Below are 25012 nucleotides of genomic sequence, written 5' to 3'. Positions count from 1 at the left end.
AAGAGAATTTTGAGTAAGTGAAAGGGGGAAATGAAGTCCATGAATAGCGAATTTATGGATGCATTAACAACAATCGAAGGAGAAAAGGGGATTAGTAAAGAAGTCATAATTGAAGCGATTGAAGCCGCTCTAATCTCTGGTTATAAAAGAAATTTTAATTCTGCTCAAAACGTTCGTGTTGATGTTGATCGAGATAGTGGTAGTATCCGAGTTTTTGCAAGAAAAGTAGTAGTAGAAGAAGTGTTTGATGCGCGACTTGAAATATCATTAGATGAAGCTAAGCAGGTTAATTCTCATTATGAGGTTGATGACATTGTAGAAATTGAAGTGACACCTAAGGATTTTGGACGAATTGCTGCTCAAACGGCAAAACAAGTTGTCACGCAAAGAGTTCGAGAGGCTGAGCGCGGAATTATCTATGCGGATTTTATTGACCGTGAAGAAGATATTATGACAGGAATTGTCCAAAGACAAGACCATCGTTTTATTTATGTTGATTTAGGTAAGGTAGAGGCATTATTGCCAGTAAACGAGCAAATGCCAAACGAATCCTATGCACATAATGACCGAATTAAAGCTTACATTACAAAAGTTGAAAAAACGACAAAAGGACCACAAATCTTAATTTCAAGAACTCACCCAGGCTTACTAAAAAGGTTATTTGAGCTTGAAGTACCAGAAATTTATGATGGTACGGTGGAAATTAAGTCAGTATCAAGAGAAGCTGGAGATCGCTCTAAAATAGCGGTTCATGCTGATAATCCAGAAGTCGATCCGGTTGGAGCCTGTGTAGGTCCAAAAGGTGGAAGAGTTCAAACGATTGTGAATGAGCTTAAAGGGGAAAAAATTGACATTGTTCGTTGGTCTGAGGATCCGGTTGAGTACGTGGCAAATGCTTTAAGCCCATCAAAGGTTGTGCAAGTTAATGTGAATGAAGACGAAAAAATGACTCAAGTCATTGTTCCTGATTATCAACTGTCTTTAGCTATTGGTAAAAGAGGTCAAAATGCTCGATTAGCAGCAAAGTTAACAGGCTGGAAAATTGATATCAAAAGTGAGTCAGAGGCAAGAGAGCTTGGATTAATTTCAGAAGAAGACCACAAGGAATCTGAAGCTACAAATCAATCTTTTTCAAATGATACTGAGGATTAAGAAAAAGGGAGATGGAGCCATTGAAAAAACGAAAAGTTCCACTTCGCAAGTGTGTTGTTACAAATGAAATGAAACCTAAACAAGAGTTAGTCCGAATTGTGCGCTCGCCAGAAGGAGACGTTTCAGTGGACTTAACGGGTAAGAAGAATGGAAGAGGAGCTTACCTTACTAATGATAAGGAATGCTTTCTTTTAGCGAAGAAGAAAGATATTCTCTCAAAGCACCTGCAAGTTCAGGTTAGTTCAGAGGTTTATGATGAACTAGAGCTTTCAAGAGAGCGCGGGAATAAAAAATGAACAATGAAAATGAAAAATGGCTGTCTTTATTAGGGCTAGCAGCAAGAGCAAGGCAAATTGTGACTGGGGAAGAGCTCGTCATAAAGGAAGTGCGTGCTGGGAAGGTAAAGCTAGTACTTCTATCGCAAGATGCTTCAGAGAATACAAAGAAAAAATTATTGGACAAATGCCGTCATTATCAAGTTCAAGTTCGATTGGTAGGAGATCGTGCTACGCTAGGACAGGCAATTGGTAAAGCTGAACGGGTTGTTATTGGAATTAAAGAGGACGGCTTTGCTAAAAAAATGACAGCATTCATTGACCAATGAATGTGGAGGACGTATATGAAAAAAATGAGAATCTACGAATATGCGAAAGAAAAGAATGTTTCAAGTAAAGAGGTTATTGAAAAGTTAAAGGCAGCTAATATTGAAGTGAATAATCATATGTCCGTAATTGACGAGAAAATGATTGCTTCTTTAGAGGGAAAACCTGCTGTTCAAAAAGAAACCACGCAAAAAGAATCAGCAAAGCCTGCTAACCCTTCAGGGAATCGACCAGCACCATCATCAAAAGGACAGCAGCATAATGGACCTAAAAATAAGTCCAAAGGTAACAAACAACAACAAAATCGTAATCATAAAGGGCAGCAAAATAAAAAAGTTCAACAAGCACCTACACCACCAAAGGTGAAGGCTTTACCTGAAAAGATTACGTATTCTGGTACTTTAACTGTTGGAGAATTAGCTAAGAAATTAAATAAAGAGCCTTCTGAATTGATTAAAAAACTCATGTTTCTTGGAATTATGTCAACCATAAATCAAGAGCTTGATAAAGACTCCATCGAATTAATTGCTGGCGATTACGGTGTGGAAGTAGAAGAAGAAATCATTATCGATGAAATTGATTTTGAAGATTACATTGTTGAAGTAAATGAGAAAAATTTACAAGAGCGTCCACCAGTAGTAACGATCATGGGTCACGTTGACCATGGTAAAACCACTTTGCTTGACTCTATTCGTGAAACGAAGGTAACAGAGGGAGAAGCTGGTGGGATTACACAGCACATTGGTGCTTACCAAGTGGAAACAGAAGGTAAAAAAATTACTTTCTTAGATACACCGGGACATGCTGCGTTTACAACGATGCGTGCACGTGGAGCTGAGGTTACAGATATTACAATTTTAGTCGTTGCAGCTGACGATGGTGTGATGCCTCAAACAAAAGAAGCAATTAACCATGCGAAAGCAGCGAACGTTCCTATTATTGTCGCTGTTAACAAAATGGATAAAGAAGCAGCGAATCCAGACCGAGTTATGCAAGAGCTAACAGAATTTGAATTAGTTCCTGAGGCTTGGGGTGGAGATACAATCTTTGTTAATGTTTCGGCTTTAAATGGTACTGGAATTGATGAGCTACTTGAAATGATTTTACTTGTATCAGAGGTAGCGGAATTAAAAGCGGATCCTGATATTTTAGCCAAAGGTACCGTCATTGAAGCTGAATTGGATAAAGGGCGAGGTGCAGTAGCTACTTTACTAGTACAAAATGGTTCATTGAAAGTAGGAGACCCAATAGTAGTTGGTAGTTCTTATGGGCGTGTGCGTGCTATGGTCAATGATCTTGGACGTCGAGTAAAGCATGTAGGTCCATCAACTCCGGTTGAAATTACAGGTTTAAACGATGTTCCACAAGCAGGCGACCAATTCCAGGTCTTTGAAGATGAGAAAAAAGCTCGTCAAATTGGTGAGGCTCGTGCTTCTCGTCAACGCGAAGTTAGTCGTTCTGAAAACTCTCGTGTTAGTCTTGACGATTTATTTACCCAAATTCAGCAAGGGGATATTAAAGATATTAATATCATTATAAAGGCTGATGTCCAAGGTTCTGTTGAAGCGATGAAAGGCTCTTTAGTCAAAATTGATGTAGAGGGCGTAAAAGTAAATATCATTCATACGGGTGTTGGTGCTATCACTGAATCAGATATCATTTTAGCATCGGCTTCTAATGCAATTGTTATCGGATTTAATGTTCGTCCAGATAATAATGCAAAGCGTACAGCAGAATCAGAGAAAGTAGACATTCGACTTCATCGTGTTATCTATAATGCCATTGATGAAATCGAAGCTGCGATGAAAGGAATGCTTGACCCTGAGTTTGAAGAGAAAGTCATCGGTCAAGTAGAAGTAAGAACAACGTTCAAAGTGTCTAAAATTGGTACGATCGCTGGTTCTTATGTAACAGATGGTAAAATTTCTCGTGACTCAACCGTTCGTTTGATTCGTGACGGTGTGGTCATTTATGAGGGAGCAATTCAAGCTCTTAAACGTTTTAAAGATGATGCAAAAGAAGTGTCAGCAGGATATGAGTGTGGTATCACGCTTGAGAACTTTAATGATGTTAAAGAAGGCGACTTAATTGAAGCTTACATTATGGAGGAAATTGAGCGTAAATGATGATCGCATCTGTTCGATGTGAAATCTTCCTATATGATGTCCATTCATTAAAGGAGAAACGTTCCATTCTCAAAAGCATACTGACTCGTTTAAAGCAGCGTTATAATGTAGCTGTGGCCGAAACTAACTTTCAAGATACTTGGCAAAGAGCGGAGGTATCAGTCGTAACAGTAGGAACGACAAAAGCTGTATGTGAAAAAGAGCTGCAGCGAGCGCTTTCGCTTATCGATCAAGAACCGTTAGTAGAACGAACCCTAACGGATTATGAATGGCTATAGAAATGTCAATAAATGAGGTGAGTAACCATGAGTAATGTTCGAGCACATCGTGTAGGCGAACAAATGAAAAAAGAACTAAGTGATATTATTATGCGAGAATTGAAAGATCCTCGTATTAGCTTTGTCACTGTAACAGGTGTAGATGTAACAGGAGATTTACAACAGGCGAAAGCTTTTATTACTGTACTTGGAAGTGATGAGCAAAAGGAATCTACTTTGCTTGGGCTTTCGAAAGCAAAAGGTTTCATTCGCTCTGAAATTGGTAAAAGAATTCGTTTAAGAAAAACACCTGAATTATTATTTGAATTGGACGAATCGATTGAGTATGGAAATCGAATTGAATCTTTATTGCACCAATTAAACGAAGATTCAAAGTCTGATCGAAATGAATAATTAAAAACATATGGGTAGGGGCTAACGTGCTCACTACCCATTTTTTAGTTAATTTGAATCGTTTAGAGGTGGGGCATATGAATGAATCTGGAATTCTTTCGTTATTAAAGCCAGCAGGAATGACATCACATGATTGTGTGGCGAAATTGAGGAAGTTATATCAAACAAAAAAAGTAGGACACACAGGTACTTTAGATCCTGAAGTGACAGGTGTTTTACCTATATGTATTGGAAGGGCAACAAAGGTTGCAGAATATATGAGTGAATATCCTAAAGAGTATGAAGCAGAAGTGACCATCGGTTTCTCTACTACAACAGAAGACCAAACGGGTGAAATCGTTGAGAAAAAAAATGTTGAGAATTCATTATCTGAAGAAGAATTGGATGCGGTACTACATAGCTTTTTAGGTGAACAGGTTCAAATACCACCTATGTTTTCAGCAGTTAAAGTAAAGGGTCGACGTTTATATGATTATGCTAGAAAAGGCGAACAGGTAGAGAGACCGAAAAGAACCATTGTCATCCACAAAATAAAAAGAATCGATGATATCATCTTTGAGCAAGACGAACAAAATCTTCGTTTTCGTTTCAAGGTAAGATGTAGTAAAGGGACTTATGTTAGAACGTTAGCTGTAGATATTGGTCAAAAGCTGGGCTATCCGGCTCATATGTCTAAATTAATTCGTACCGCTTCAGGACCTTTTTCTTTAGGAGATTGTCTTAGCTTTGAAGAAATTGAACAAGAGGAGCTTGTAGGTCGTTATGCTAGATTAAAGCCACTTGAAACCGCTCTTTCTTTCTTAGCTTCATATACAGTCGATGAAGAGATAGAGAAAAAAATAAAAAATGGCTCGGTACTACCTAAAATCAAAATGATAGAAGAAAATCGATTTACGCTTTATAATAAAGAAGGTCATTGCTTAGCTATCTATCAAAATCATCCTACTGAGGTTGGCTATATGAAACCGGAAAAAATGATTTGGACTCAATGAAATGAATATATAGTAGCTAAGAGCTATAACAACAGATGAAAGAGATTTTAACAGAAAGTAAGGGGGATCTTAGTTGGAAACGATTTATATCAAACATCCTATTGATCCAGAACGAATCAAAAAGGCACCCTCTGTGATGGCCTTAGGTTATTTTGATGGAGTTCATAAAGGTCATCAGCAAGTCATAAAAACAGCTGCAAAGGTTGCTATTGAACAGAAGTTACCTCTTGCGGTTATGACGTTTCATCCTCATCCAAAAGAAGTACTGTCAACCTCAACGAGACCTATGAGGTATATAACTCCACTACAAGAAAAAATGGAGCAAATGAAGAAGCTAGGTGTCGACCAATTTTATATTATTTCCTTTACTAAGGAATTTGCTTCCTTATCTCCACAGCAATTTGTTAAGGATTATTTGATCTCTTTAAATGTTCAGCATGTGGTTGCAGGTTTTGATTTCACTTATGGAGCAAAAGGCAAAGGGAATATGGATACTATAGAAGAGGATTCAAAGGGACATTTTAACTTTTCAATGGTGCCAGCGCTTAAAAATGGCTCTATAAAAGTAAGCTCGACTCATATTCGCGAGCTTATTCATCAAGGGGAAGTGCAGCTGATACCTGATGATTTAGGTCGTTATTATAAAATGTCTGGAACCGTTATTGACGGTGAAAAAAGAGGAAGAAAATTAGGCTTTCCTACAGCTAATATTCAAATGAATGAAAGATATGAAATACCTAAAACAGGTGTATATGTTGTAAAATTGAGTATAGATGGTCATCATTATTTTGGGGTTTGTAATATTGGCTATAAGCCGACTTTTCATGTTAAGCATGAGGGAGACCCGAGTATTGAAGTTCATATTTTTGATTTCAAACAAGATATATATGGAAAAGAAGTAGAAATTGAATGGTTGAAAAGAATTCGAGAAGAAAAAAAGTTTGCTTCGATAGATGATCTCATTCATCAAATTCATATGGATAAAGAGCAATCTATTACTTATTTAAAAAAGAATCAGCTTGCATTCTAGTCTTATTCGATGTATTATAAATGATGGTACATGAATCATGTACAAAATCCTTTTCTTGGCGATACGACTCACCGACGTTAGCTAGGGAACAGGAGATTAGAAAAAGGAGGTGAATAGGATGGCATTAGCGCAAGAACGTAAAAACGAAATCATTGCTGATTTTAAAACACATGATACGGACACTGGTTCTCCAGAGGTTCAAGTAGCTATCCTTACTGAGCAGATCAACACATTGAATGAGCATTTACGTACTCATAAAAAAGATCATCACTCACGTCGTGGTCTTTTAAAAATGGTAGGTCAACGTCGTAACTTGTTAACTTATTTACGTAATAAAGATGTTACTCGTTACCGTAATCTAGTTGATAAGCTTGGCTTACGTCGATAGTTTGATGCTAAAAAGCGGGATTAAATCCCGCTTTTTTTCGCTTATAATTAAAAATAATAGAGTGAACATATAAAAAATACATAGATATTCATAGAATTCTACTTCAGATCCTTTTATTTTTTGAGTAAATAGGCAATAATAAGAAAAGATTAATTATATTTGTGTACGAGAGGAGTACGCTTGATGGAACAAGATAAACAAGTGTTTACATTTGAATGGGCAGGTCGTGAATTAACCGTTGAGACTGGACAATTAGCTAAGCAAGCTAATGGTGCCGTATTAGTTCGTTATGGGGATACGGCTGTGTTAAGTACAGCTACCGCATCAAAGGAACCAAAAGATCTTCCGTTTTTCCCACTAACGGTAAATTATGAAGAGAGATTGTATGCAGCAGGAAAAATTCCAGGTGGATTTATTAAAAGAGAAGGAAGACCGAGCGAAAAGGCGATTTTAGCTAGCCGTTTAATCGATCGCCCTATCCGTCCTTTATTTCCTGATGGATTTAGAAATGAAGTTCAAGTGATTAGTATTGTGATGAGTGTTGACCAAAATTGTTCTTCTGAAATGGCGGCAATGTTTGGCTCATCTTTAGCTTTATCGATTTCAGATATTCCATTTGATGGTCCAATTGCTGGTGTTACGATTGGTCGAGATCACGATGGGAATTTCATCATTAACCCAACAACTGAGCAGCTTGATGCTAGTGATCTTCATTTAGTCGTTGCAGGAACTAAAGAGGCTATCAATATGGTAGAAGCTGGTGCTAATGAAGTGCCAGAAGAAGTGATGCTAGAAGCAATTATGTTTGGTCATAATGAGATTCAACGTTTAATTACGTTCCAAGAAGAAATTGTAGCTAAAATCGGTAAAGAGAAGCAAGTACCTGTTTTAAAGCATATTGATGAGGACTTACAACAAGAGGTTCGTGAGCTGGCAGAGGTAGATATTAAAAAAGCCGTTCAAGTACAAGAAAAGCATGCAAGACAAGCTGCAATTGATGAAGTTATTGAGCAAACAATCGCAAAATTTGAGGAAAAAGAAGAGACTCGTTTAGGCGATGTAAAGGACATGCTTCAAAAGCTTGTAAAAGAAGAAGTTCGTCGTCTGATTACTGTTGAAAAGATTCGTCCTGATGGAAGAGCTAGTGATGAAATTCGCCCTCTTTCTTCACAAGTTAAAATTTTGCCTAGAACGCATGGTTCTGGTTTGTTTACAAGAGGACAGACTCAAGCGCTTAGTATTTGTACACTTGGTGCACTAGGTGACGTCCAAATTTTAGATGGATTAGGAATAGAAGAATCGAAGCGATTTATGCATCATTATAATTTCCCACAATTTAGTGTGGGTGAAACAGGACCTATTCGAGGACCAGGAAGACGAGAAATTGGACATGGAGCGCTAGGTGAACGTGCTCTTGAGCCTGTTATACCAAATGAAAATGATTTCCCATATACGATTCGTTTAGTTTCTGAAGTATTAGAATCAAATGGTTCGACTTCACAGGCAAGTATTTGTGCAAGCACTTTAGCAATGATGGATGCAGGTGTGCCAATAAAAGCTCCAGTAGCTGGAATTGCGATGGGCTTAGTTAAGCAGGACGATTACGTAACCGTCTTAACAGATATTCAAGGGATGGAAGATGCTTTAGGTGATATGGACTTTAAAGTAGCTGGAACTAAAAAAGGAGTAACAGCTCTTCAAATGGACATTAAAATTTCTGGTATTAATCGAGAAATTTTAGAAGAAGCATTAGAGCAGGCGAAGCGTGGTAGAATGATTATTCTAGATAGCATGCTTGCTACCATTGGAGAATATCGTCAAGAGCTTTCTGATTATGCTCCGAAAATTATGACGATGAAAATCAATCCAGATAAAATTAGAGATGTCATTGGACCAAGTGGAAAAATGATTAACAAAATTATAGAAGAAACTGGTGTGAAAATTGATATCGAACAAGATGGAACAGTTTATATTTCTTCTATAGATAGTACAATGAATGAAAAAGCCAAAGCGATTATTGAGGATATTGTTCGAGAGGTTGAAGTAGGTCAAACTTACTTAGGAACAGTGAAGCGAATTGAAAAATTCGGTGCGTTCGTCGAATTATTCAAAGGTAAGGATGGACTTGTTCATATATCTCAGCTTGCTGAAGAAAGAACAAATAAAGTCGAAGATGTAGTAAAGCTTGGCGATGAAATTCTAGTTCGAGTAACTGAAATCGATAATCAGGGAAGAGTCAATCTTTCTAGAAAAGTTATTTTAAAAGAACAAAAAGAACAGCAAGAAAATTCAAAATAAACAGGGCTGGAATATTTCCAGTCTTTTTTTTATTCCTTTTTATGAACAATTAAAGAGATACAAGTGAAATATAATCCATTATATGCTAACATACATAAAAGTAATAAAGTATTATCATATACCTTTCATTAATATTCAAACTTGTATATACTGGTTATAAACCGCTTATATAAGTGAAGAAATTTTTTCACTTTTGTTCTAACTCGTCCCTATTTTCATAGAATGAAATGAAGGGGGGAGTGACAGTGAAAAAATATATGATTCATGCTCTAGCCTGTTCATGCCTTTTAATAATTGCTTATTCTGCTGTGCACAATCCATTTTCATTGAATTATCTTCATTCTATGAAAGAGGATGTTATGTTGGCTATGGCTGAACAAGATCCGTTAAAGGAAGAAATTATAGCAAACGCCAATCAATATAAAAGCGGCCCGATCGATGCTCGCATTGATAGAGTATGGAAAGCTGTTCCAGGATATAATGGAGTCGAGGTTGACGTCCTTGCATCCTATGATAAGATGAAGAAACTAGGGCAATTTGATGAGAAAAGGCTTGTTCTTAAAGAAGTTTCTCCAGATATACATCTAGATGATTTACCACCAAGCCCTATATATAAAGGAAATGAAAATAAAGAAATGGTTTCCTTTCTCATTAATGTAGCGTGGGGAAATGAATATATTCCAGAAATTTTAAAAATACTAAACCAGTATTCGGTAAAAGCTACATTTTTCTTAGACGGTTCTTGGGTCAAAAATAACCCGCAAATTGCGTTAATGATTAAAGAAGAAGGTCATGAAATTGGTAGCCATGCGTACTCACATCCAGACATGAATACCTTGACTAGAGAGAGAATGGATGAAGAATTACAAAAAACGAATGATGTTATCGAAGCAACGTTAAATGTTACACCAAGATGGTTTGCACCGCCAAGTGGAAGTTTTAATCAAAATGTTGTAGACCGCGCAGCTTCATTTAAAATGAATACGATCCTTTGGTCTGTAGATACGGTTGATTGGAAAAAACCTAACCCAGATGAAATGAGTGAAAGAGTGATTTCTAAAGTTCATAATGGGGCAATGATTTTAATGCACCCAACAGAAGCTACGAGCAAAGGATTAGAACGTATCATTTTAGGAATTTTAGATAAAGAATTAAAAATAAGTACTGTTACTGATTTATTAGCAGAGGACAGAGCGCATCTTGGTGTAACCCTTAAACAGGAATAGGGGGGGAATCACTTGATTCAAAAAATAGAATTAGATAATGGTGTTCGTATTTTAGCAGAGCCTATTTCAAGTGTCCGTTCCGTCTCAATCGGAATTTGGGTTGGAACTGGTTCAAGAAATGAACAAAAGGAAGAGAATGGTATTTCTCATTTTTTAGAGCACATGTTTTTTAAAGGAACAAAAACAAGATCAGCTTCTGACATAGCTGAATCCTTTGATCGAATCGGCGGTCAAGTGAATGCATTTACATCGAAAGAATACACTTGCTATTATGCAAAGGTTTTAGATGAGCATGCACCATTTGCCTTGGATATTTTGGCAGATATGTTTTTTGAATCAACTTTTGAGCATCAAGAGCTCATTAAAGAAAGAAATGTTGTTTTCGAAGAGATAAAAATGGTGGATGACACTCCAGATGATATTGTTCATGATTTATTAAGTGAGGTAAGCTACCAGAACCACTCACTTGGATACCCTATTTTAGGGACCGCTGAAACGCTTAATACCTTCACAAAGGAAAAGCTTCAGGATTATATGGATAAATTCTATACAGGAGATTATGTGGTCATCTCCGTTGCGGGTAATATTAATGATGCGATGGTGGAAAATATTAAGGAAATTTTCTCAAAGGTGAAGAAAACGACTTATAAGCCTCTGCAAGAAAAACCTATTTTTACTGCAAACAAATTAGTTAGAAAAAAAACAACTGAGCAAGCTCATCTCTGTCTAGGCTACCCAGGATTAGAAATTGGCCATAAAGATGTTTATGGATTAATTCTTCTGAATAATCTATTAGGTGGAAGTATGAGTAGTCGCTTATTTCAGGAAATTCGTGAAAAGAGAGGTCTATGCTACTCAGTCTTCTCTTATCACTCTTCATTTCAAGATAGTGGTATGTTAACCATCTATGCAGGTACAGCTCATAAGCAATTAGATGAATTAATTGAAGCGATCAAGGAAGTTGGCGAGACAATAGCCGCAAAAGGTTTATCAGAAAAAGAGTTATCAAACGGAAAAGAGCAACTCAAGGGGAGTTTAATGCTTAGTCTTGAAAGTACGAATAGCCGTATGAGTAGAAACGGAAAAAACGAGTTGCTCATAAAGGAACATCGTTCGTTAGATCAAATCATTAGTGAAATTAATGATGTAGATTTAGAAGATGTGAACCATCTCGCCAAACGTATATTATTAAGTAATCCTTCCGTCTCTTTAATTAACGACACGGGTAAAATGCCAGAGTCTCTTATTTAAGAAAAGATCTCTAATCATTATTTTGATTAGAGGTCTTTCTTTCATTTATAGGACATAAGGTTATATAAGTACAAGTGAATGAGGTGATGATATGCGATTAAGTGAAATGAGCAATAAAGAAATTATTGATTTTCAAAAAGGAGAGAGGTTAGGGGTATTAGGGCAAACTGATTTACTTATTGATGAGGAAACGGGTGAAATACATGCATTTATGGTTCCGACTATGAGGTGGTTTGGATTTGGAAAAAAAGAAAATGAAGTGACCGTATATTGGCAACAAATTAAAAAGATAGGTCAAGATATGATTATCATTGATTTGGACTTTGGTGGTAATCCTGAAAGTTAATATTTATAACTTCTATAAAGGCAGATGAACCTTCAAATGGTTCGTCTGCTTTTTTTGCGCTCGTTAGGCTTTTACATTCACCTCTAGTTATTAGGGCACATATGCTATTTTGTAGCATGGTTATCATCCCTTCACTTTTATAATAGACGAAGATATTAAGAGGAAGAAAGGAGACCCGATTATCTTATGTTAAATGGAAAGCATGTCGTCGTCATAGGAGGAGACGCCAGGCAATTAGAAATTATTAAGAAATTATCTTTGCATGATGCGAAAATTTCTATGGTAGGTTTCGAACAGTTAGATGACGGCTTTATCGGTGCTTCGAAAGTAGGATTGGATGAAATAAAATGGGAGCTCGTTGATGTCTTAATTATACCAGTTAGCGGTACGGACCTTGAGGGGAAAATTGAAACAGTTTTTTCTAATGAGACGATTATCTTGACTTATGATCATCTAAAGCAAACACCGAAACACTGTGTCGTTTACAGCGGCATTAGCAATAAATATTTAGATGATATCACAAGAAAGAGCAATCGAAAGTTAGTGAACCTAATGGACCGTGATGATGTAGCGATATTTAATTCTATCCCAACTGCAGAAGGTGCGGTAATGATCACAATACAGCATACTGATATCACTATTCATGGAGCCAATGTTTGCATTATAGGACTTGGGAGAATTGGGATGACAATTGCACGTATTTTTCATTCATTAGGAGCTTCTGTCAAAGTAGCTGCAAAAGAAGAGGCACTTTTAGCACGGATTTATGAGATGGGCTTAACACCCGTTCCAATCACGAAGTTAGAAGAAGAAGTAACAGATACAGATATATGTATTAATACGGTACCCGCCCTGATTTTAACAGAAAGAGTATTAAGTCAAATGGCCGCTCATGCACTAGTGATTGATTTAGCGTCAAAGCCAGGAGGAACGGATTTTAAGTATGCCGAAAAACGAGGCATTAGAGCACAGCTCGTTCCAGGTTTACCTGGGATTGTCGCGCCAAAAACCGCTGGGCAAATTTTAGCGAATATCTTACTTGATTTATTAACGGAAGAATAGAGTTAAGGAGGTTGTGGCTACATGTCTTTAAAAGGAAAGCATATTGGATTTGGTCTAACGGGGTCGCATTGTACGTATGATGCTGTGTTACCTCAAATGGAAAAATTAGTAACATTAGGTGCCAAAGTGACTCCATTTGTTACCTATACCGTACAGTCAACCGATACAAAATTTGGTGATAGCGAAGGTTGGTTAAAAAGGATTAAAGAAATAACAAAAGAACCGATTGTGAACTCCATTGTGAAAGCAGAACCTTTTGGACCGAAAACACCACTGGATTGTATGGTAATCGCTCCGATTACAGGGAATTCTACAAGTAAATTCGCTAACGCTTTAACCGATTCTCCAGTCCTGATGGGAGCGAAAGCGACTTTAAGAAATGAAAATCCTGTTGTTTTAGGAATTTCCACAAATGATGCGTTAGGTTTGAATGGAGTCAATATTATGCGTTTAATGGCTACGAAGAATATATTCTTTATCCCTTTTGGTCAGGATGATCCTGATAAGAAGCCTAATTCTTTAGTGGCAAGAATGGATTCACTAGTAGACACTGTGCTGGCTGCACTAGAGTATAAACAACTTCAACCCGTTTTAGTAGAAAAGTATAAAGATCAATAAGAGGAATTGTGGGCAATAGTTGCATAAATACTTGTTTTCCCTTAAAGTTTAATAGAGTATATATTCTTTGAAAGCAAAAAAAGACAGAGAACATCCACATATTGGAGTTGAAGGGAGAAGAGATTATGCAAAGAAGTACGTATAATGTAGCTGTGGTTGGGGCTACAGGTGCAGTAGGACAACAAATGCTAAAAACATTGGAATCGAGGGATTTCCCAATAGACCAATTAAAATTATTATCATCAAAACGTTCAGCGGGGAAAAAGCTCTATTATAAAGGGCAAGAGTATACAGTAGAAGAAGCAACTCCAGAATCTTTTGAACATGTTCATCTAGCTTTATTTAGTGCAGGTGGTTCTGTTTCAAAGCTGCTTGCGAGTGAAGCAGTTAAGAGAGGAGCGATCGTGGTCGATAATACGAGTGCTTTCAGAATGGACCCTCATGTACCTTTAGTCGTTCCAGAAGTGAACGAATCAGACCTGAATGAGCACAATGGCATTATCGCTAATCCGAATTGTTCAACGATACAAATGGTTGTTGCATTAGAGCCTATTAGACAGCAATATGGCTTGAAAAAAGTCGTTGTCTCTACGTACCAAGCAGTTTCAGGAGCCGGATTAGAAGCGATAGATGAAATGAAAGAACAAACTCAAGCTATTTTAAATGGAGAACAGGCAAAAGCAGAAATTCTTCCATGTAGTGGTGATAAAAAACATTATCAAATTGCCTTTAATGCGATTCCTCAAATCGATTTATTTCAAGAAAATGGATATACATTTGAAGAAATGAAAATGATTAATGAAACGAAAAAAATTATGCATATGAGTGATTTAGAGGTTGCGGCAACTTGTGTTCGACTGCCGATTGAAACAGGTCATTCTGAATCTGTATATATTGAAACGAATAAGTCGGGTGCAACGGTTCAAGAGATTAAGGACTTACTTTCTTCATCTCCTGGTATTACCTTACAGGATGACCCAGACCAGCAAGTATATCCTATGGTTACAACTGCAGTTGGGAAAAATGATGTTTTTGTTGGCCGAATTCGTCGTGATTTAGACAGAGAAAACGGCTATCATATGTGGGTTGTATCAGATAATTTATTAAAAGGCGCAGCATGGAATTCAGTACAGATTGCTGAAAGTTTAGTAAAACTAAATCTACTAGCAAAGTAAGAGTGGTGTCGTATGAAAATAATTGTCCAAAAATTTGGCGGTACATCTGTTAAAGATGAAAAAGTACGCCAACTAGCAGCTCAGCATGTAAAGAAGGCAAAAGAGAATGGCTATAAAGTGATTGTCGTGGTTTCAGCCATGGGAAGAGCAGGAGAGCCTTATGCCACAGACACCTTATTAGGATTAATGGATAAAAATATCATTCCAAAAAGAGAACAAGACCTTCTTGTTTCATGTGGTGAAGTTATTTCCTCTGTGGTATTTACTGAAATGCTGCTGAAAAATGGTTTAAAAGCCCAAGCATTAACGGGTGCTCAAGCAGGTTTTCGAACAAATGAAGATTTTACTCAAGCGAAAATAAAAGATATGAGATCAGAGCACTTAAAAAATTTATTAAACGACCATGATGCATTGGTTGTCGCAGGCTTTCAAGGCTTATCTGCTAACGGTGAAGTCACTACTCTTGGAAGAGGCGGTAGTGATACCTCAGCCACAGCCTTAGGCGCAGCTGTTCATGCTGAATGGGTCGATATATTTACGGATGTAGAAGGTGTAATGACAGCAGATCCGCGTATTGTACGAGATGCCAGACCTCTAGATGTCATGACATATACAGAGATTTGTAATATGGCTTATCAAGGAGCAAAGGTGATTCATCCTAGAGCTGTTGAAGTTGCGATGCAAGCCAAAATACCTATTCATATCCGCTCTACTTATTCAGAGCATCCAGGTACACTAATCACTTCTTCATTGCATGAAGATTACACGGGTGATGTGAAAGAACGAGTTATTACTGGTATCGCTCATCTTTCCAACGTCACACAAATAAAAGTTTTGGCAAAAGAAGGGCAATATAACTTACAAGAAAAAGTTTTTAAAGCAATGGCGAGTGAAAGAATTAGTGTAGACTTTATTAATATTAATCCACGTGGAGTCGTATACACCGTATTAGATGAAGTAGCTGACCGAGCTATCTCGATCCTAAAGGCTATGGACTATGAACCTGAAGTACAACGAAATTGTGCTAAAGTATCAGCGGTTGGTGCTGGTATGACAGGTGTCCCTGGAGTTACAGCTAAAATTGTTGGCGCCTTATCAAGTCACGGAATTCAAATATTGCAATCAGCTGATTCACATACGACCATTTGGGTACTTGTAAAAGGAAATGACCTAGAAAAAGCAGTCAATGCTCTTCATCAAATTTTTCTTGAAACGAACGTATAGGAATTTGTAAAATCAATAACAAATCAATGCTTTGCCTCTTCTATTTTCGTTATAATGATTTAAGGGGATGATGAGGGTGAAGTTTGGCCGAGTGTTAACAGCTATGGTAACGCCTTTTAAAGAAGATGGTCAAATTGATTATAAAAGGGTCGAAAGTATAATCGACCACTTATTAAAAAATGGAACCGATGCCCTTGTACTCGTAGGTACAACAGGAGAAGCATCGACTTTAACTTCGACGGAAAAAGAAGAGCTATTTAAGTTTTGTATACAATATGTGGATAGCAAAGTACCGATTATTGCAGGTGTAGGAACAAATAATACCGCTGAGTCCGTTAAAGCAACCAAGCTTGCGACCGAACTTGGAGTAGATGGAGTAATGGCTGTTGTTCCATTTTATAATAAACCCTCCAAGCAAGGTGTAATCTCACACTTTAAAGCAATAGCTGCCGCCACTCCACTTCCGGTTATGCTTTACAATGTACCTGGTCGGACGGGAATCAATATGGATAGTCAAACCGCGATTGAATTATCAAAAGTTGAAAACATTATGGCTTTAAAAGAAGCGAGTGGAGATTTAGAGCAAATAGCAGAGATAATCACTCATACAGATGATGATTTTTCCGTTTACTGTGGAGATGATGCCCTACTATTGCCTGCTCTTTCTATAGGATGTGTTGGCATCGTCTCTGTAGCCTCACATGTTTGTGGTCATGAATTTCAAACTCTCATTCGTTCTTATCAGAATGGGAAGGTATCAATAGCGGCTAAACTTCATCAATCCTTACTTCCATTGTTGAAGGCATTAACGATTGCTCCGAACACCACATGTATTAAATATGCACTTCAATTAAAGGGGATAGAAAGTGGCTATGTCCGATTACCCCTTGTAGAATTAAGTAAAGAAGAAAAAAATATAATTAAAAAAGAAATGAAGCTACTACCATAAAGGTAGCCTCTAAAGGTTTAGTAAATAGATGAGTTCAAGAAGAATGATTTTTTCTTGAACTTTTTTTTATGCATGAAAAAAACGGTCTACATAAGTTTGAGTCTTGTCTTTCAATTTAAAAATAAGGTATACTGATTACAAGTGATTCGTACGGGTTTGATTGATAGCGAAATGTTGAGTTCATTTATTTTCGGATTGCCAAGGGTTAGGGCGGAAAAAATAGATATTAGTACAGGGATTTACATCGATTACATCAGGATTAATTTGGTAATGTTAGAAAAATTAGGTCGTTGTTTTTCTACTATTTAGGAGGAAGAAAATTGTCAAATGAAAAAATAGAAAAAGTACGTGTTTTTGCCCTAGGTGGAGTTGGCGAAATAGGGAAAAATATGTATGGAATAGAAGTAAATGAAGATATTATCGTCGTAGATGCAGGTTTAATGTTTCCAGATGACGATATGCTAGGAGTAGATATTGTTATTCCTGATATTACTTATTTACTCGAAAATGAAGAGCGTGTTCGAGCAATTATTTTGACTCACGGACATGAAGACCATATAGGTGGTCTATCCTTTGTTTTGAAAAAATTAAACGTTCCTGTTTATGGAACAAAATTAACCCTTGGTCTAGTAGAAGAAAAATTAAAAGAAGCAGGAATTTGGAGACAAGCCAAGCTTCATCTTATTAATGAGGACTCAACAGTAGTAGCAGGAGACACCAACGTTACATTTTTTAGAACGAATCACAGCATTCCTGATTCAGTAGGTGTATGTATTGAAACGGAGCAAGGATATGTTGTGCATACCGGGGATTTCAAATTTGATCAAACTCCGGTAGATGGATTGCAAGCTGATATCGGTAAAATGGCTACGATCGGACAAAAAGGGGTATTATGCCTATTGTCAGATAGTACCAATGCTGAAAGACCAGGCTTAACTAAATCAGAAACAGAAGTAGGACAAGGAATAACCGAAGTATTTGAAAATACGAATAGCCGAATTATTGTGACGACTTTTGCATCTAATGTACATCGAATTCAGCAAGTCATGGACGCTTCTGTTAAAACCAATCGAAAGCTTGCAGTCGTTGGGAAAAGTATGATTAGAGTAATGACAATTGCCTCAAAGCTAGGCTATTTAAATTACCCTGATAATCTAATCATCGAGGTTGACGAATTAAAGAAGTATGATGATGAACAAATTACCATTTTAACGACAGGTAGCCAAGGTGAGCCCATGTCGGCATTAACGAGAATGGCGAAGGGTGCCCATCGTCAAATTACCATTACGGCTTATGATACAGTTATTATTGCCGCGAATGCTATTCCTGGAAATGAGCGCTCCGTATCATCGATTATTGATAAACTTCATCGCATTGGTGCTGAAGTGGTTTATGGACAAGCAAAGGTTCATGCTTCTGGACATGGTAGTCAAGAGGAATTGAAGCTGATGCTAAACCTGATGAAACCAAATTATTTCATTCCGGTTCATGGTGAATTTAAAATGCAGCATGCTCACCGTGAGTTAGCGTTAGATGTAGGAGTGAAGGAAGAAGATATCTTCCTAGTTGATAAAGGTGATGTTGTTGAATTTTCAAAAGGACAAGCAAGAAAAGCTGGAAAAGTACCTTCTGGACATGTCTTAATTGATGGTTTAGGTGTTGGCGATGTAGGCAATATTGTCTTAAGAGACCGACGCTTGCTATCAAAGGATGGAATCCTTGTTGTTGTGGTAACCTTAAACAAAAAGACAAATCTGATCGTATCCGGTCCTAATATTATTTCACGTGGATTTGTATATGTTCGTGAATCCGAGAAGTTATTAGAGGATGCAAATGAATTAGTCAGTCAAATACTAACGAAGTGTATGACTGAAAATGTAAATGAATGGTCTAGTCTAAAAAGTAATGTACGAGAAGGGCTAAGTCGTTATCTTTTCGAGAAAACAAAGCGTCGACCAATGATTTTACCTATCATTATGGAAGTATAAATGAGAAACGCCTTTGAGGAAAACTCAAAGGCGTTTTAAGTATGAAAAAGGAAACATGATCAAGATTCTATCTAATGGTAAAAGCTCATGCACTAAAGCGCCTTTTTGATTAAGAGAAGAGTTCTTTTGACTGTTGAGCGGGATGTGAGCTTATTACGGTCGGAAGAGAAAGATTCTTTTGGTTTTAAATCTACTTGTCGATGATACTCAATGCTTTTATGAAATAAGGCATAAGAATCATCACTCATCTTTTTTCTAACGTTCTCAAATCAAGGCGGCGAGTAAAATCGTATAATTGGTAGCATTACGCTCATACTAATGGTAATTCAATGAAGGAGGATTTGCCGTATGAATCAATATTCCTCTCATACAAACCAAGAAGAGCCTCAACAACCAATGAAAAAAGAACAAAAACCAGATGGAATTTTAAGCAAAATACAAGAGCTCGGACAAACGAATGTTCCTTCGATGGAAAATTCAAATATTCATTGTATGACCGTCGTTGGCCAAATTGAAGGTCATATGCAACTTCCACCTCAAAATAAGACGACAAAATATGAGCATTTGATTCCACAATTAGTAGCGGTGGAACAAAACCCTAAAATCGAAGGGCTGCTTGTCATTTTAAATACAGTAGGCGGAGATGTAGAGGCAGGTCTTGCGATATCAGAAATGATTGCTTCTATGTCGAAACCTACCGTCACGCTTGTTTTAGGTGGAGGTCACTCTATCGGAGTTCCCATTGCGGTAGCTGCTAATTATTCATTAATTGCTGAAACAGCAACGATGACCATTCATCCGATTCGATTAACAGGCTTAGTCATCGGTGTGCCTCAAACCTTTGAATATTTAGATAAAATGCAAGAACGAGTCATTAATTTTGTAACGAAAAATTCAGAGGTAACCGAAGATAAATTTAAAGAGCTTATGTTTAGTAAAGGAAATTTAACAAGAGATATCGGTACAAATGTCGTTGGAACAGATGCTGTAGAATATGGACTAATTAATGAAGTCGGTGGGATCGGCCAAGCGATTAAAAAGTTAAATGAATTAATTGAAGAAAATCGCTCAAAAGGGGATATGGTGCAATGATTTTATATACAATGATGCCACATGAGCAAGTATTTTCTAATGATGAACAAAGCTATACGCAATATGTAACATTACCAGTGAAGGACGGTCACCTAATTGTCGAAAAAGTAAATCATTCGGATTATCAAATCGTGCGTCTTCTCTCAACTAACCCCATGTCTTATTTAAATAATGAATATACACCAGGGACTATTATTCAGATGTTTTAAAGTAGCTAACAATTCATACTGATGAATAAAGATGAATTATGCTATAATAAAAATGATTTTAAAAAGCAGCCAAAATCTGGCTGCTTCTTATATATGGAGCAACATATAACAAAGGGTGAGTAGGATGGCAAAACGTAAAAAAAAGAAAAAAACGCAATGGAAATCTCAGCTAACCTTTGAATTAATCGGATTAGGTTTATTAGTTATTGCTGTCGTAACGTTAGCTCGATTAGGTTCAGTAGGAGAAGTATTTGTTCGCTTATTTCGTTTCTTTTTAGGCGAATGGTTTATCGTTTTAGCTTTAGGTTTATTATTAACGGCCTTATATATTATTTTTAAACGTAAAAAACCAACATTTTGGTCGAGAAAAATGGCAGGAGTTTATGTGATCATCGTTTCCTTTTCACTCTTCAGTCATATTGGCCTATTTAGTCAATTAGGGAATCGAGAAGGGTTTGAGGACCAATCAGTTATTCGTAACACTTGGAGACTATTTTGGCTTGAAATGAGAGGGGATATTCCGCCAACTGATTTAGGAGGAGGAATGATAGGAGCTTCGATTTTTTCAGTTAGTCATTTTTTATTTGCTGCAAACGGATCATATTTTTTAAGCTTTATTCTGTTTATCATTGGGGTTATTTTATTAACTGGGAAATCAGTAACGGAGTTTCTGGCCAGTGGTTTTAGAAAGGTTTATGTATATATTACAGATTCTATTTCTAGCTTCTTTACAGAAGGGAAGAAGTGGAAGGAAAAAACTCGAGAAAAATTAGCAGAAGAACGAGAAAGTCAAAGGAAGAAAAAAGAGCTTAAGAAAAAACAGCAACTAAGTGAAGAAGAGGAAGAACAAGTTGTTCCTGAAATTGTCGACTTTGCTGACAGAGTGTACCAAGGTCCTGTTGATCCGTCAAAAACTAATGCAAGCACTCCTTCATCAAAAGAGCAGGACAAGCCATCTGCAGAAGAAATAGTTGAAGAAACTTCATATGAACAAAATTCAGAAGTAAATATCGAGAAAGAAAATGTAACCAGCATGATGACTATGATCGAAGAAAATGAGCATTATCAGCTGCCTTCATTTGATTTATTATCATCACCGAAAAAAACAAATCAAATGAGTGACAAACAAAGACTGACTTCAAATGCGAAAAAATTAGAGCAAACCTTAGAAAGTTTTGGAGTGAAAGCAAAGGTAATGAAGGTGCACCTAGGACCGGCGGTTACGAAGTACGAGGTAAATCCTAGTGTTGGAGTAAAGGTTAGTAAGATTGTTAATTTAGTGGACGATTTGGCTCTTGCTTTAGCAGCAAAGGATATTCGAATTGAAGCACCTATACCTGGAAAATCGGCCATTGGTATAGAGGTTCCTAATCAAGAGGTAGCGATCGTTACTTTGAGAGAAGTGATAGATTCTAACATATCCAAAAACGATCAAAATGTTCTGTCAGTTGCTTTAGGAAGAGACATTGCAGGAGATCCTGTTTTAGCTCCCTTAAACAAAATGCCCCATTTACTAGTAGCAGGAGCAACTGGTAGTGGAAAAAGTGTATGCATAAATGGAATTATTACTAGCATTTTATTAAAAGCAAAACCACATGAAGTAAAATTAATGATGATTGATCCAAAAATGGTTGAGCTAAATGTATACAATGGGATTCCTCATTTATTAACTCCCGTTGTTACGGAGCCTAAAAAAGCTTCACAAGCTTTGAAAAAGGTTGTAGCTGAAATGGAACGAAGATATGATTTGTTCTCAAGTTCAGGTACAAGAAATATAGAGGGCTACAATGAGTATTTAAGGCGAATTCAAGAGCAAGAGGATCATTCAACTAAACAAGCCTTTTTACCTTATATTGTCGTAATCGTAGATGAGCTTGCAGATTTAATGATGGTTGCAAGCGGCGATGTCGAAGATTCTATTGCACGCCTTGCTCAAATGGCCAGAGCCTCAGGTATTCATATGATTATAGCGACGCAAAGACCATCTGTTGATGTTATAACGGGAGTGATTAAGGCAAATATTCCATCAAGAATTGCTTTCGGGGTATCATCACAAGTTGATTCTAGGACGATTATCGATTCGGGCGGTGCCGAAAAGCTTCTGGGAAGAGGAGACATGCTTTATTTACCGGTTGGTGCAACAAAGCCTACACGTGTTCAAGGTGCTTTCTTGTCGGATGAAGAAGTTGAAGCGGTCGTTTCTTATGTCATTTCTCAACAAAAAGCTCAATACATAGAAGAAATGACTCCAAAGGAAGAGGTATCTGTCTCAATAAATGAACAAACCGATGAACTATACGAGGAAGCCTGTGACCTAGTTGTTGAGATGAAGACAGCTTCGGTATCCATGCTCCAAAGACGATTTAGAATTGGGTACGCTAGAGCGGCAAGAATTATTGACCAGCTTGAAGAAAGAGGCGTAGTTGGACCTTATGAAGGTAGTAAACCTAGAGAGGTGCTTCTTACAAAGAAATCGGATGAGGAAATCTCTTCTTAATTGGAAATGAGTTATTTAATAATAAGGGTTTTTGTGAAAAACGAGAAGTGAGTCACAACAAAGGAGTGGAATAGGTGATAAAAACAGACCATCGCCCATTGTATTTACAAGTAATTGACCGAATTAAACAAGATATCGAAAATAAGGTATATATGGAAGGAGAAAAGTTACCTTCTGAATTTGATTTGTCGAAGCAGCTGGGTATTAGTAGGGCAACTTTACGTGAAGCACTTCGTTTATTAGAAGAAGAAGGAATAGTAATCCGTAGACATGGGGTAGGTACATTTGTACATACGAAGCCTATTTTTTCAGCAGGAATAGAAGAACTTCAAAGTGTTACGGATATGATTTCTAATGCTAATATGACTCCCGGAACTATTTTCTTATCTTCGGCCGTAAAAGAAGCTTCTGATGAGGATCGTACACGGTTTAATATGGAAGAGTTAAAAGAAGTATTAGAGATTGAGAGGGTAAGGACAGCTGATCAGATTCCTGTCGTTTACTGTTTAGATAAAATTCCTCATTTTTTAATGAATGATTTTTCCATTCATAGTATGAGTTCCATTTTTTCCTTATTAGAAGAAGCCGGTCAGTCGATATCCTATGCCGTTACCTATATTGAACCGATTGGTTATCATGAAAAAATTTCGGAGATATTAGAATGTGAAACCGAATCTTCTTTGTTATTGTTGAAACAAACTCATTATAACCAAAATGATGAACCTTTATTATATTCTCTTAATTATTTTAGAGCAGATAAATTTAAATTCCACGTAGTAAGAAAACTACAAAAAGCATAACCTAATGAAAATGACAAAAAAGGAGCCGGTCGTGTATGACTCAATTAAAAGAGCTTACGTATAAATTGAATAATTTGGATGTTCATCTCATTCAAACTGAAAAATTTAAAACCAATAGTATTCAATTAATGATCAAAGCACCTCTTGAAGAAGCTACAGTTGCTAAGAGGGCGCTTATACCACAAATTCTCCAAAGTGCTACTCAAAAAACGCCAAATCGAGCAGAGTTTAGAGAACGATTAGATGAATTATATGGTGCAATCCTTGCGACTGATATTCAAAAAAAAGGCGAAAATCACATTATTTCGATTCGCGTCGATTTAGCAAATGAAAAGTTTCTAAGTGATCCCACTCCTTTATTAGAAAAAGGTATTAAGCTCTTAAAAGAAGTTTTATTTGAACCATTATTAGAAAATGGTCATTTTCAGACTGACATTTTCGAAAGTGAAAAACGTTCCTTAATCCAGCGAATTGAATCTGTTTATGATGACAAAATGCGTTATGCGAATGTACGTGTAACAGAAGAAATGTTTAAAGGAGAGCCTTATGCTCTAACTGCTTTTGGGACAAAGGAGCAGGTTCAAGACTTAACTCCTGAAGTTGTAACAGATTATTATGAAGAAATGTTAAACAATAACTCATTTGATTTATATTTGGTCGGCGATTTTGACATAGAGGAAGTAAAAACTCTTTTGTCTCAAGAAATAAAAGCAAGAGACGTAATAAAGGCCGACGAAACGAAACAACAGCAACACACAAAACATATAACAGAACCAGAGGTTGTTTTTGAAGAGCAGGATATTAAGCAAGGCAAACTCCACATTGGCTTTAGAACGAACACAACCTTTAAAGATGATGATTATGTGGCCATGCAAGTGGTTAATGGACTATTTGGTGGGTTTTCCCATTCAAAGCTTTTTATTAATGTAAGAGAAAAAGAAAGCCTAGCGTATTATGCTGCTTCACGGTTTGAGAGTCATAAAGGATTAATTATGGTCATGTCAGGGATTGAATTTTCGAAATATGACAGAGCTGTTGAAATCATTAAAGAACAAATGAAAGCGATGAAAGAAGGTCAATTTAGTGAAGCAGAGATGGAGCAAACGAAAGCGATGCTAATTAATCAATTGTTAGAATCCATTGATGTTGCAAGAGGTTTTGTTGAATTGTCCTACCATCAAGTCGTAAGTAATTATGAACGTTCTGTTGAAAGCTGGATTGAAGAAATTAAATCGGTAACCAAAGAGGAAATGATTCAAGTTGCTCAAAAGATTGAGCTAGATACTATTTATTTCTTAAAAGGGAAGGAGGCGTAA

24 protein-coding genes are annotated in these 25012 nt (G+C 36.9%); all 24 read left to right on the top strand.

Going from position 1 to position 25012, the window contains the following annotated elements:
• Nucleotides 1-39 precede the first annotated feature (39 nt).
• The 24 genes from nusA to yfmF all read left to right on the top strand — a co-directional run bounded on the left by nusA (nt 40) and on the right by yfmF (nt 25012).
• A complete protein-coding gene (nusA, locus tag AZF04_RS01415) occupies nt 40-1152 on the top strand; it encodes a transcription termination factor NusA (RefSeq protein ID WP_061947259.1) in 1113 nt (370 codons plus the stop codon).
• A gap of 20 nt (nt 1153-1172) precedes the next feature.
• Nucleotides 1173-1448, top strand: coding sequence for an RNase P modulator RnpM (gene rnpM / locus AZF04_RS01410; protein WP_268753410.1), 276 nt, complete (start codon nt 1173-1175; stop codon nt 1446-1448).
• Entirely contained in the window at nt 1445-1756 is a 312-nt protein-coding gene (locus AZF04_RS01405) for a YlxQ family RNA-binding protein (protein WP_061947257.1), read from the top strand. The genes rnpM and AZF04_RS01405 overlap by 4 nt, the downstream gene beginning before the upstream one ends.
• A 15-nt stretch (nt 1757-1771) precedes the next feature.
• Complete coding sequence (gene infB / locus AZF04_RS01400; protein ID WP_061947256.1) at nt 1772-3880, top strand: translation initiation factor IF-2; 2109 nt, start codon at nt 1772-1774, stop codon at nt 3878-3880.
• Complete coding sequence (locus AZF04_RS01395; protein ID WP_061947255.1) at nt 3877-4158, top strand: DUF503 domain-containing protein; 282 nt, start codon at nt 3877-3879, stop codon at nt 4156-4158. Before infB ends, AZF04_RS01395 begins: the two co-directional genes overlap by 4 nt.
• Nucleotides 4159-4185: 27 nt before the next feature.
• Complete coding sequence (gene rbfA, locus AZF04_RS01390; RefSeq protein ID WP_045479317.1) at nt 4186-4551, top strand: 30S ribosome-binding factor RbfA; 366 nt, start codon at nt 4186-4188, stop codon at nt 4549-4551.
• Between the two features lie 77 nt (nt 4552-4628).
• The gene (truB, locus tag AZF04_RS01385; protein ID WP_061947254.1) at nt 4629-5543 is read left to right on the top strand and encodes a tRNA pseudouridine(55) synthase TruB; all 915 of its coding nucleotides are present in this window, start codon (nt 4629-4631) and stop codon (nt 5541-5543) included.
• Between the two features lie 73 nt (nt 5544-5616).
• Nucleotides 5617-6573 carry a riboflavin biosynthesis protein RibF gene (gene ribF, locus AZF04_RS01380; protein ID WP_061947253.1) on the top strand — a complete coding sequence of 319 codons (957 nt, stop codon included), beginning with the start codon at nt 5617-5619 and terminating at the stop codon, nt 6571-6573.
• A 118-nt stretch (nt 6574-6691) separates the two neighbouring features.
• Nucleotides 6692-6961: a 30S ribosomal protein S15 gene (gene rpsO / locus AZF04_RS01375; RefSeq protein WP_061947252.1), complete on the top strand. Its 270-nt coding sequence runs from the start codon at nt 6692-6694 to the stop codon at nt 6959-6961.
• A gap of 183 nt (nt 6962-7144) precedes the next feature.
• A complete protein-coding gene (gene pnp / locus AZF04_RS01370) occupies nt 7145-9259 on the top strand; it encodes a polyribonucleotide nucleotidyltransferase (RefSeq protein ID WP_061947251.1) in 2115 nt (704 codons plus the stop codon).
• A gap of 257 nt (nt 9260-9516) precedes the next feature.
• Nucleotides 9517-10485, top strand: a complete 969-nt coding sequence (locus AZF04_RS20895) for a polysaccharide deacetylase family protein (protein ID WP_235599908.1) — start codon at nt 9517-9519, stop codon at nt 10483-10485.
• A 12-nt stretch (nt 10486-10497) separates the two neighbouring features.
• Complete coding sequence (locus AZF04_RS20890) at nt 10498-11736, top strand: M16 family metallopeptidase (protein ID WP_061947249.1); 1239 nt, start codon at nt 10498-10500, stop codon at nt 11734-11736.
• Nucleotides 11737-11827: 91 nt separating this feature from the next.
• A complete protein-coding gene (locus tag AZF04_RS01355) occupies nt 11828-12082 on the top strand; it encodes a YlmC/YmxH family sporulation protein (RefSeq protein ID WP_045479300.1) in 255 nt (84 codons plus the stop codon).
• 186 nt (nt 12083-12268) lie between these two features.
• A complete protein-coding gene (gene dpaA, locus AZF04_RS01350) occupies nt 12269-13144 on the top strand; it encodes a dipicolinic acid synthetase subunit A (RefSeq protein WP_061947248.1) in 876 nt (291 codons plus the stop codon).
• A gap of 21 nt (nt 13145-13165) precedes the next feature.
• The gene (locus AZF04_RS01345; protein WP_061947247.1) at nt 13166-13762 is read left to right on the top strand and encodes a dipicolinate synthase subunit B; all 597 of its coding nucleotides are present in this window, start codon (nt 13166-13168) and stop codon (nt 13760-13762) included.
• A gap of 125 nt (nt 13763-13887) precedes the next feature.
• On the top strand, nt 13888-14937 hold the full coding sequence (asd, locus tag AZF04_RS01340) for an aspartate-semialdehyde dehydrogenase (RefSeq protein ID WP_061947246.1): 1050 nt from the start codon (nt 13888-13890) through the stop codon (nt 14935-14937).
• 12 nt (nt 14938-14949) lie between these two features.
• Nucleotides 14950-16161 carry an aspartate kinase gene (gene dapG, locus AZF04_RS01335; protein WP_061947245.1) on the top strand — a complete coding sequence of 404 codons (1212 nt, stop codon included), beginning with the start codon at nt 14950-14952 and terminating at the stop codon, nt 16159-16161.
• 76 nt (nt 16162-16237) lie between these two features.
• Nucleotides 16238-17110 (top strand): 4-hydroxy-tetrahydrodipicolinate synthase, encoded by an 873-nt coding sequence (gene dapA / locus AZF04_RS01330; protein WP_082795211.1) that lies wholly within the window; start codon nt 16238-16240, stop codon nt 17108-17110.
• Between the two features lie 320 nt (nt 17111-17430).
• Entirely contained in the window at nt 17431-19098 is a 1668-nt protein-coding gene (locus AZF04_RS01325; RefSeq protein WP_061947243.1) for a ribonuclease J, read from the top strand.
• 348 nt (nt 19099-19446) lie between these two features.
• Complete coding sequence (locus AZF04_RS01320; protein ID WP_045479191.1) at nt 19447-20190, top strand: ClpP family protease; 744 nt, start codon at nt 19447-19449, stop codon at nt 20188-20190.
• The gene (locus AZF04_RS01315) at nt 20187-20399 is read left to right on the top strand and encodes a YlzJ-like family protein (protein WP_045479188.1); all 213 of its coding nucleotides are present in this window, start codon (nt 20187-20189) and stop codon (nt 20397-20399) included. Before AZF04_RS01320 ends, AZF04_RS01315 begins: the two co-directional genes overlap by 4 nt.
• Nucleotides 20400-20523: 124 nt before the next feature.
• On the top strand, nt 20524-22896 hold the full coding sequence (locus AZF04_RS01310; protein ID WP_061947242.1) for a DNA translocase FtsK: 2373 nt from the start codon (nt 20524-20526) through the stop codon (nt 22894-22896).
• A gap of 74 nt (nt 22897-22970) precedes the next feature.
• The gene (locus AZF04_RS01305) at nt 22971-23696 is read left to right on the top strand and encodes a GntR family transcriptional regulator (RefSeq protein ID WP_061947241.1); all 726 of its coding nucleotides are present in this window, start codon (nt 22971-22973) and stop codon (nt 23694-23696) included.
• A 35-nt stretch (nt 23697-23731) separates the two neighbouring features.
• Nucleotides 23732-25012 (top strand): EF-P 5-aminopentanol modification-associated protein YfmF, encoded by a 1281-nt coding sequence (gene yfmF, locus AZF04_RS01300; RefSeq protein WP_061947240.1) that lies wholly within the window; start codon nt 23732-23734, stop codon nt 25010-25012.

The sequence above is a fragment of the Alkalihalobacillus trypoxylicola genome, from assembly GCF_001590785.1.
GTDB classification, from domain to species: domain Bacteria; phylum Bacillota; class Bacilli; order Bacillales; family Bacillaceae_D; genus Alkalihalobacillus; species Alkalihalobacillus trypoxylicola.
This window is presented reverse-complemented; position numbering and strand designations above follow the sequence as displayed.

Bases quoted from the DNA above. Each gene is read 5' to 3' on its own strand.
- nusA (WP_061947259.1), top strand. From the start codon at position 40: ATGAATAGCGAATTTATGGATGCATTAACAACAATCGAAGGAGAAAAG.
- AZF04_RS01405 (WP_061947257.1), top strand. From the start codon at position 1,445: ATGAACAATGAAAATGAAAAATGGCTGTCTTTATTAGGGCTAGCAGCA.
- infB (WP_061947256.1), top strand. From the start codon at position 1,772: ATGAAAAAAATGAGAATCTACGAATATGCGAAAGAAAAGAATGTTTCA.
- AZF04_RS01395 (WP_061947255.1), top strand. From the start codon at position 3,877: ATGATGATCGCATCTGTTCGATGTGAAATCTTCCTATATGATGTCCAT.
- rbfA (WP_045479317.1), top strand. From the start codon at position 4,186: ATGAGTAATGTTCGAGCACATCGTGTAGGCGAACAAATGAAAAAAGAA.
- truB (WP_061947254.1), top strand. From the start codon at position 4,629: ATGAATGAATCTGGAATTCTTTCGTTATTAAAGCCAGCAGGAATGACA.
- rpsO (WP_061947252.1), top strand. From the start codon at position 6,692: ATGGCATTAGCGCAAGAACGTAAAAACGAAATCATTGCTGATTTTAAA.
- pnp (WP_061947251.1), top strand. From the start codon at position 7,145: ATGGAACAAGATAAACAAGTGTTTACATTTGAATGGGCAGGTCGTGAA.
- AZF04_RS20895 (WP_235599908.1), top strand. From the start codon at position 9,517: ATGATTCATGCTCTAGCCTGTTCATGCCTTTTAATAATTGCTTATTCT.
- AZF04_RS01355 (WP_045479300.1), top strand. From the start codon at position 11,828: ATGCGATTAAGTGAAATGAGCAATAAAGAAATTATTGATTTTCAAAAA.
- dpaA (WP_061947248.1), top strand. From the start codon at position 12,269: ATGTTAAATGGAAAGCATGTCGTCGTCATAGGAGGAGACGCCAGGCAA.
- AZF04_RS01345 (WP_061947247.1), top strand. From the start codon at position 13,166: ATGTCTTTAAAAGGAAAGCATATTGGATTTGGTCTAACGGGGTCGCAT.
- asd (WP_061947246.1), top strand. From the start codon at position 13,888: ATGCAAAGAAGTACGTATAATGTAGCTGTGGTTGGGGCTACAGGTGCA.
- dapG (WP_061947245.1), top strand. From the start codon at position 14,950: ATGAAAATAATTGTCCAAAAATTTGGCGGTACATCTGTTAAAGATGAA.
- AZF04_RS01320 (WP_045479191.1), top strand. From the start codon at position 19,447: ATGAATCAATATTCCTCTCATACAAACCAAGAAGAGCCTCAACAACCA.
- AZF04_RS01315 (WP_045479188.1), top strand. From the start codon at position 20,187: ATGATTTTATATACAATGATGCCACATGAGCAAGTATTTTCTAATGAT.
- AZF04_RS01310 (WP_061947242.1), top strand. From the start codon at position 20,524: ATGGCAAAACGTAAAAAAAAGAAAAAAACGCAATGGAAATCTCAGCTA.
- yfmF (WP_061947240.1), top strand. From the start codon at position 23,732: ATGACTCAATTAAAAGAGCTTACGTATAAATTGAATAATTTGGATGTT.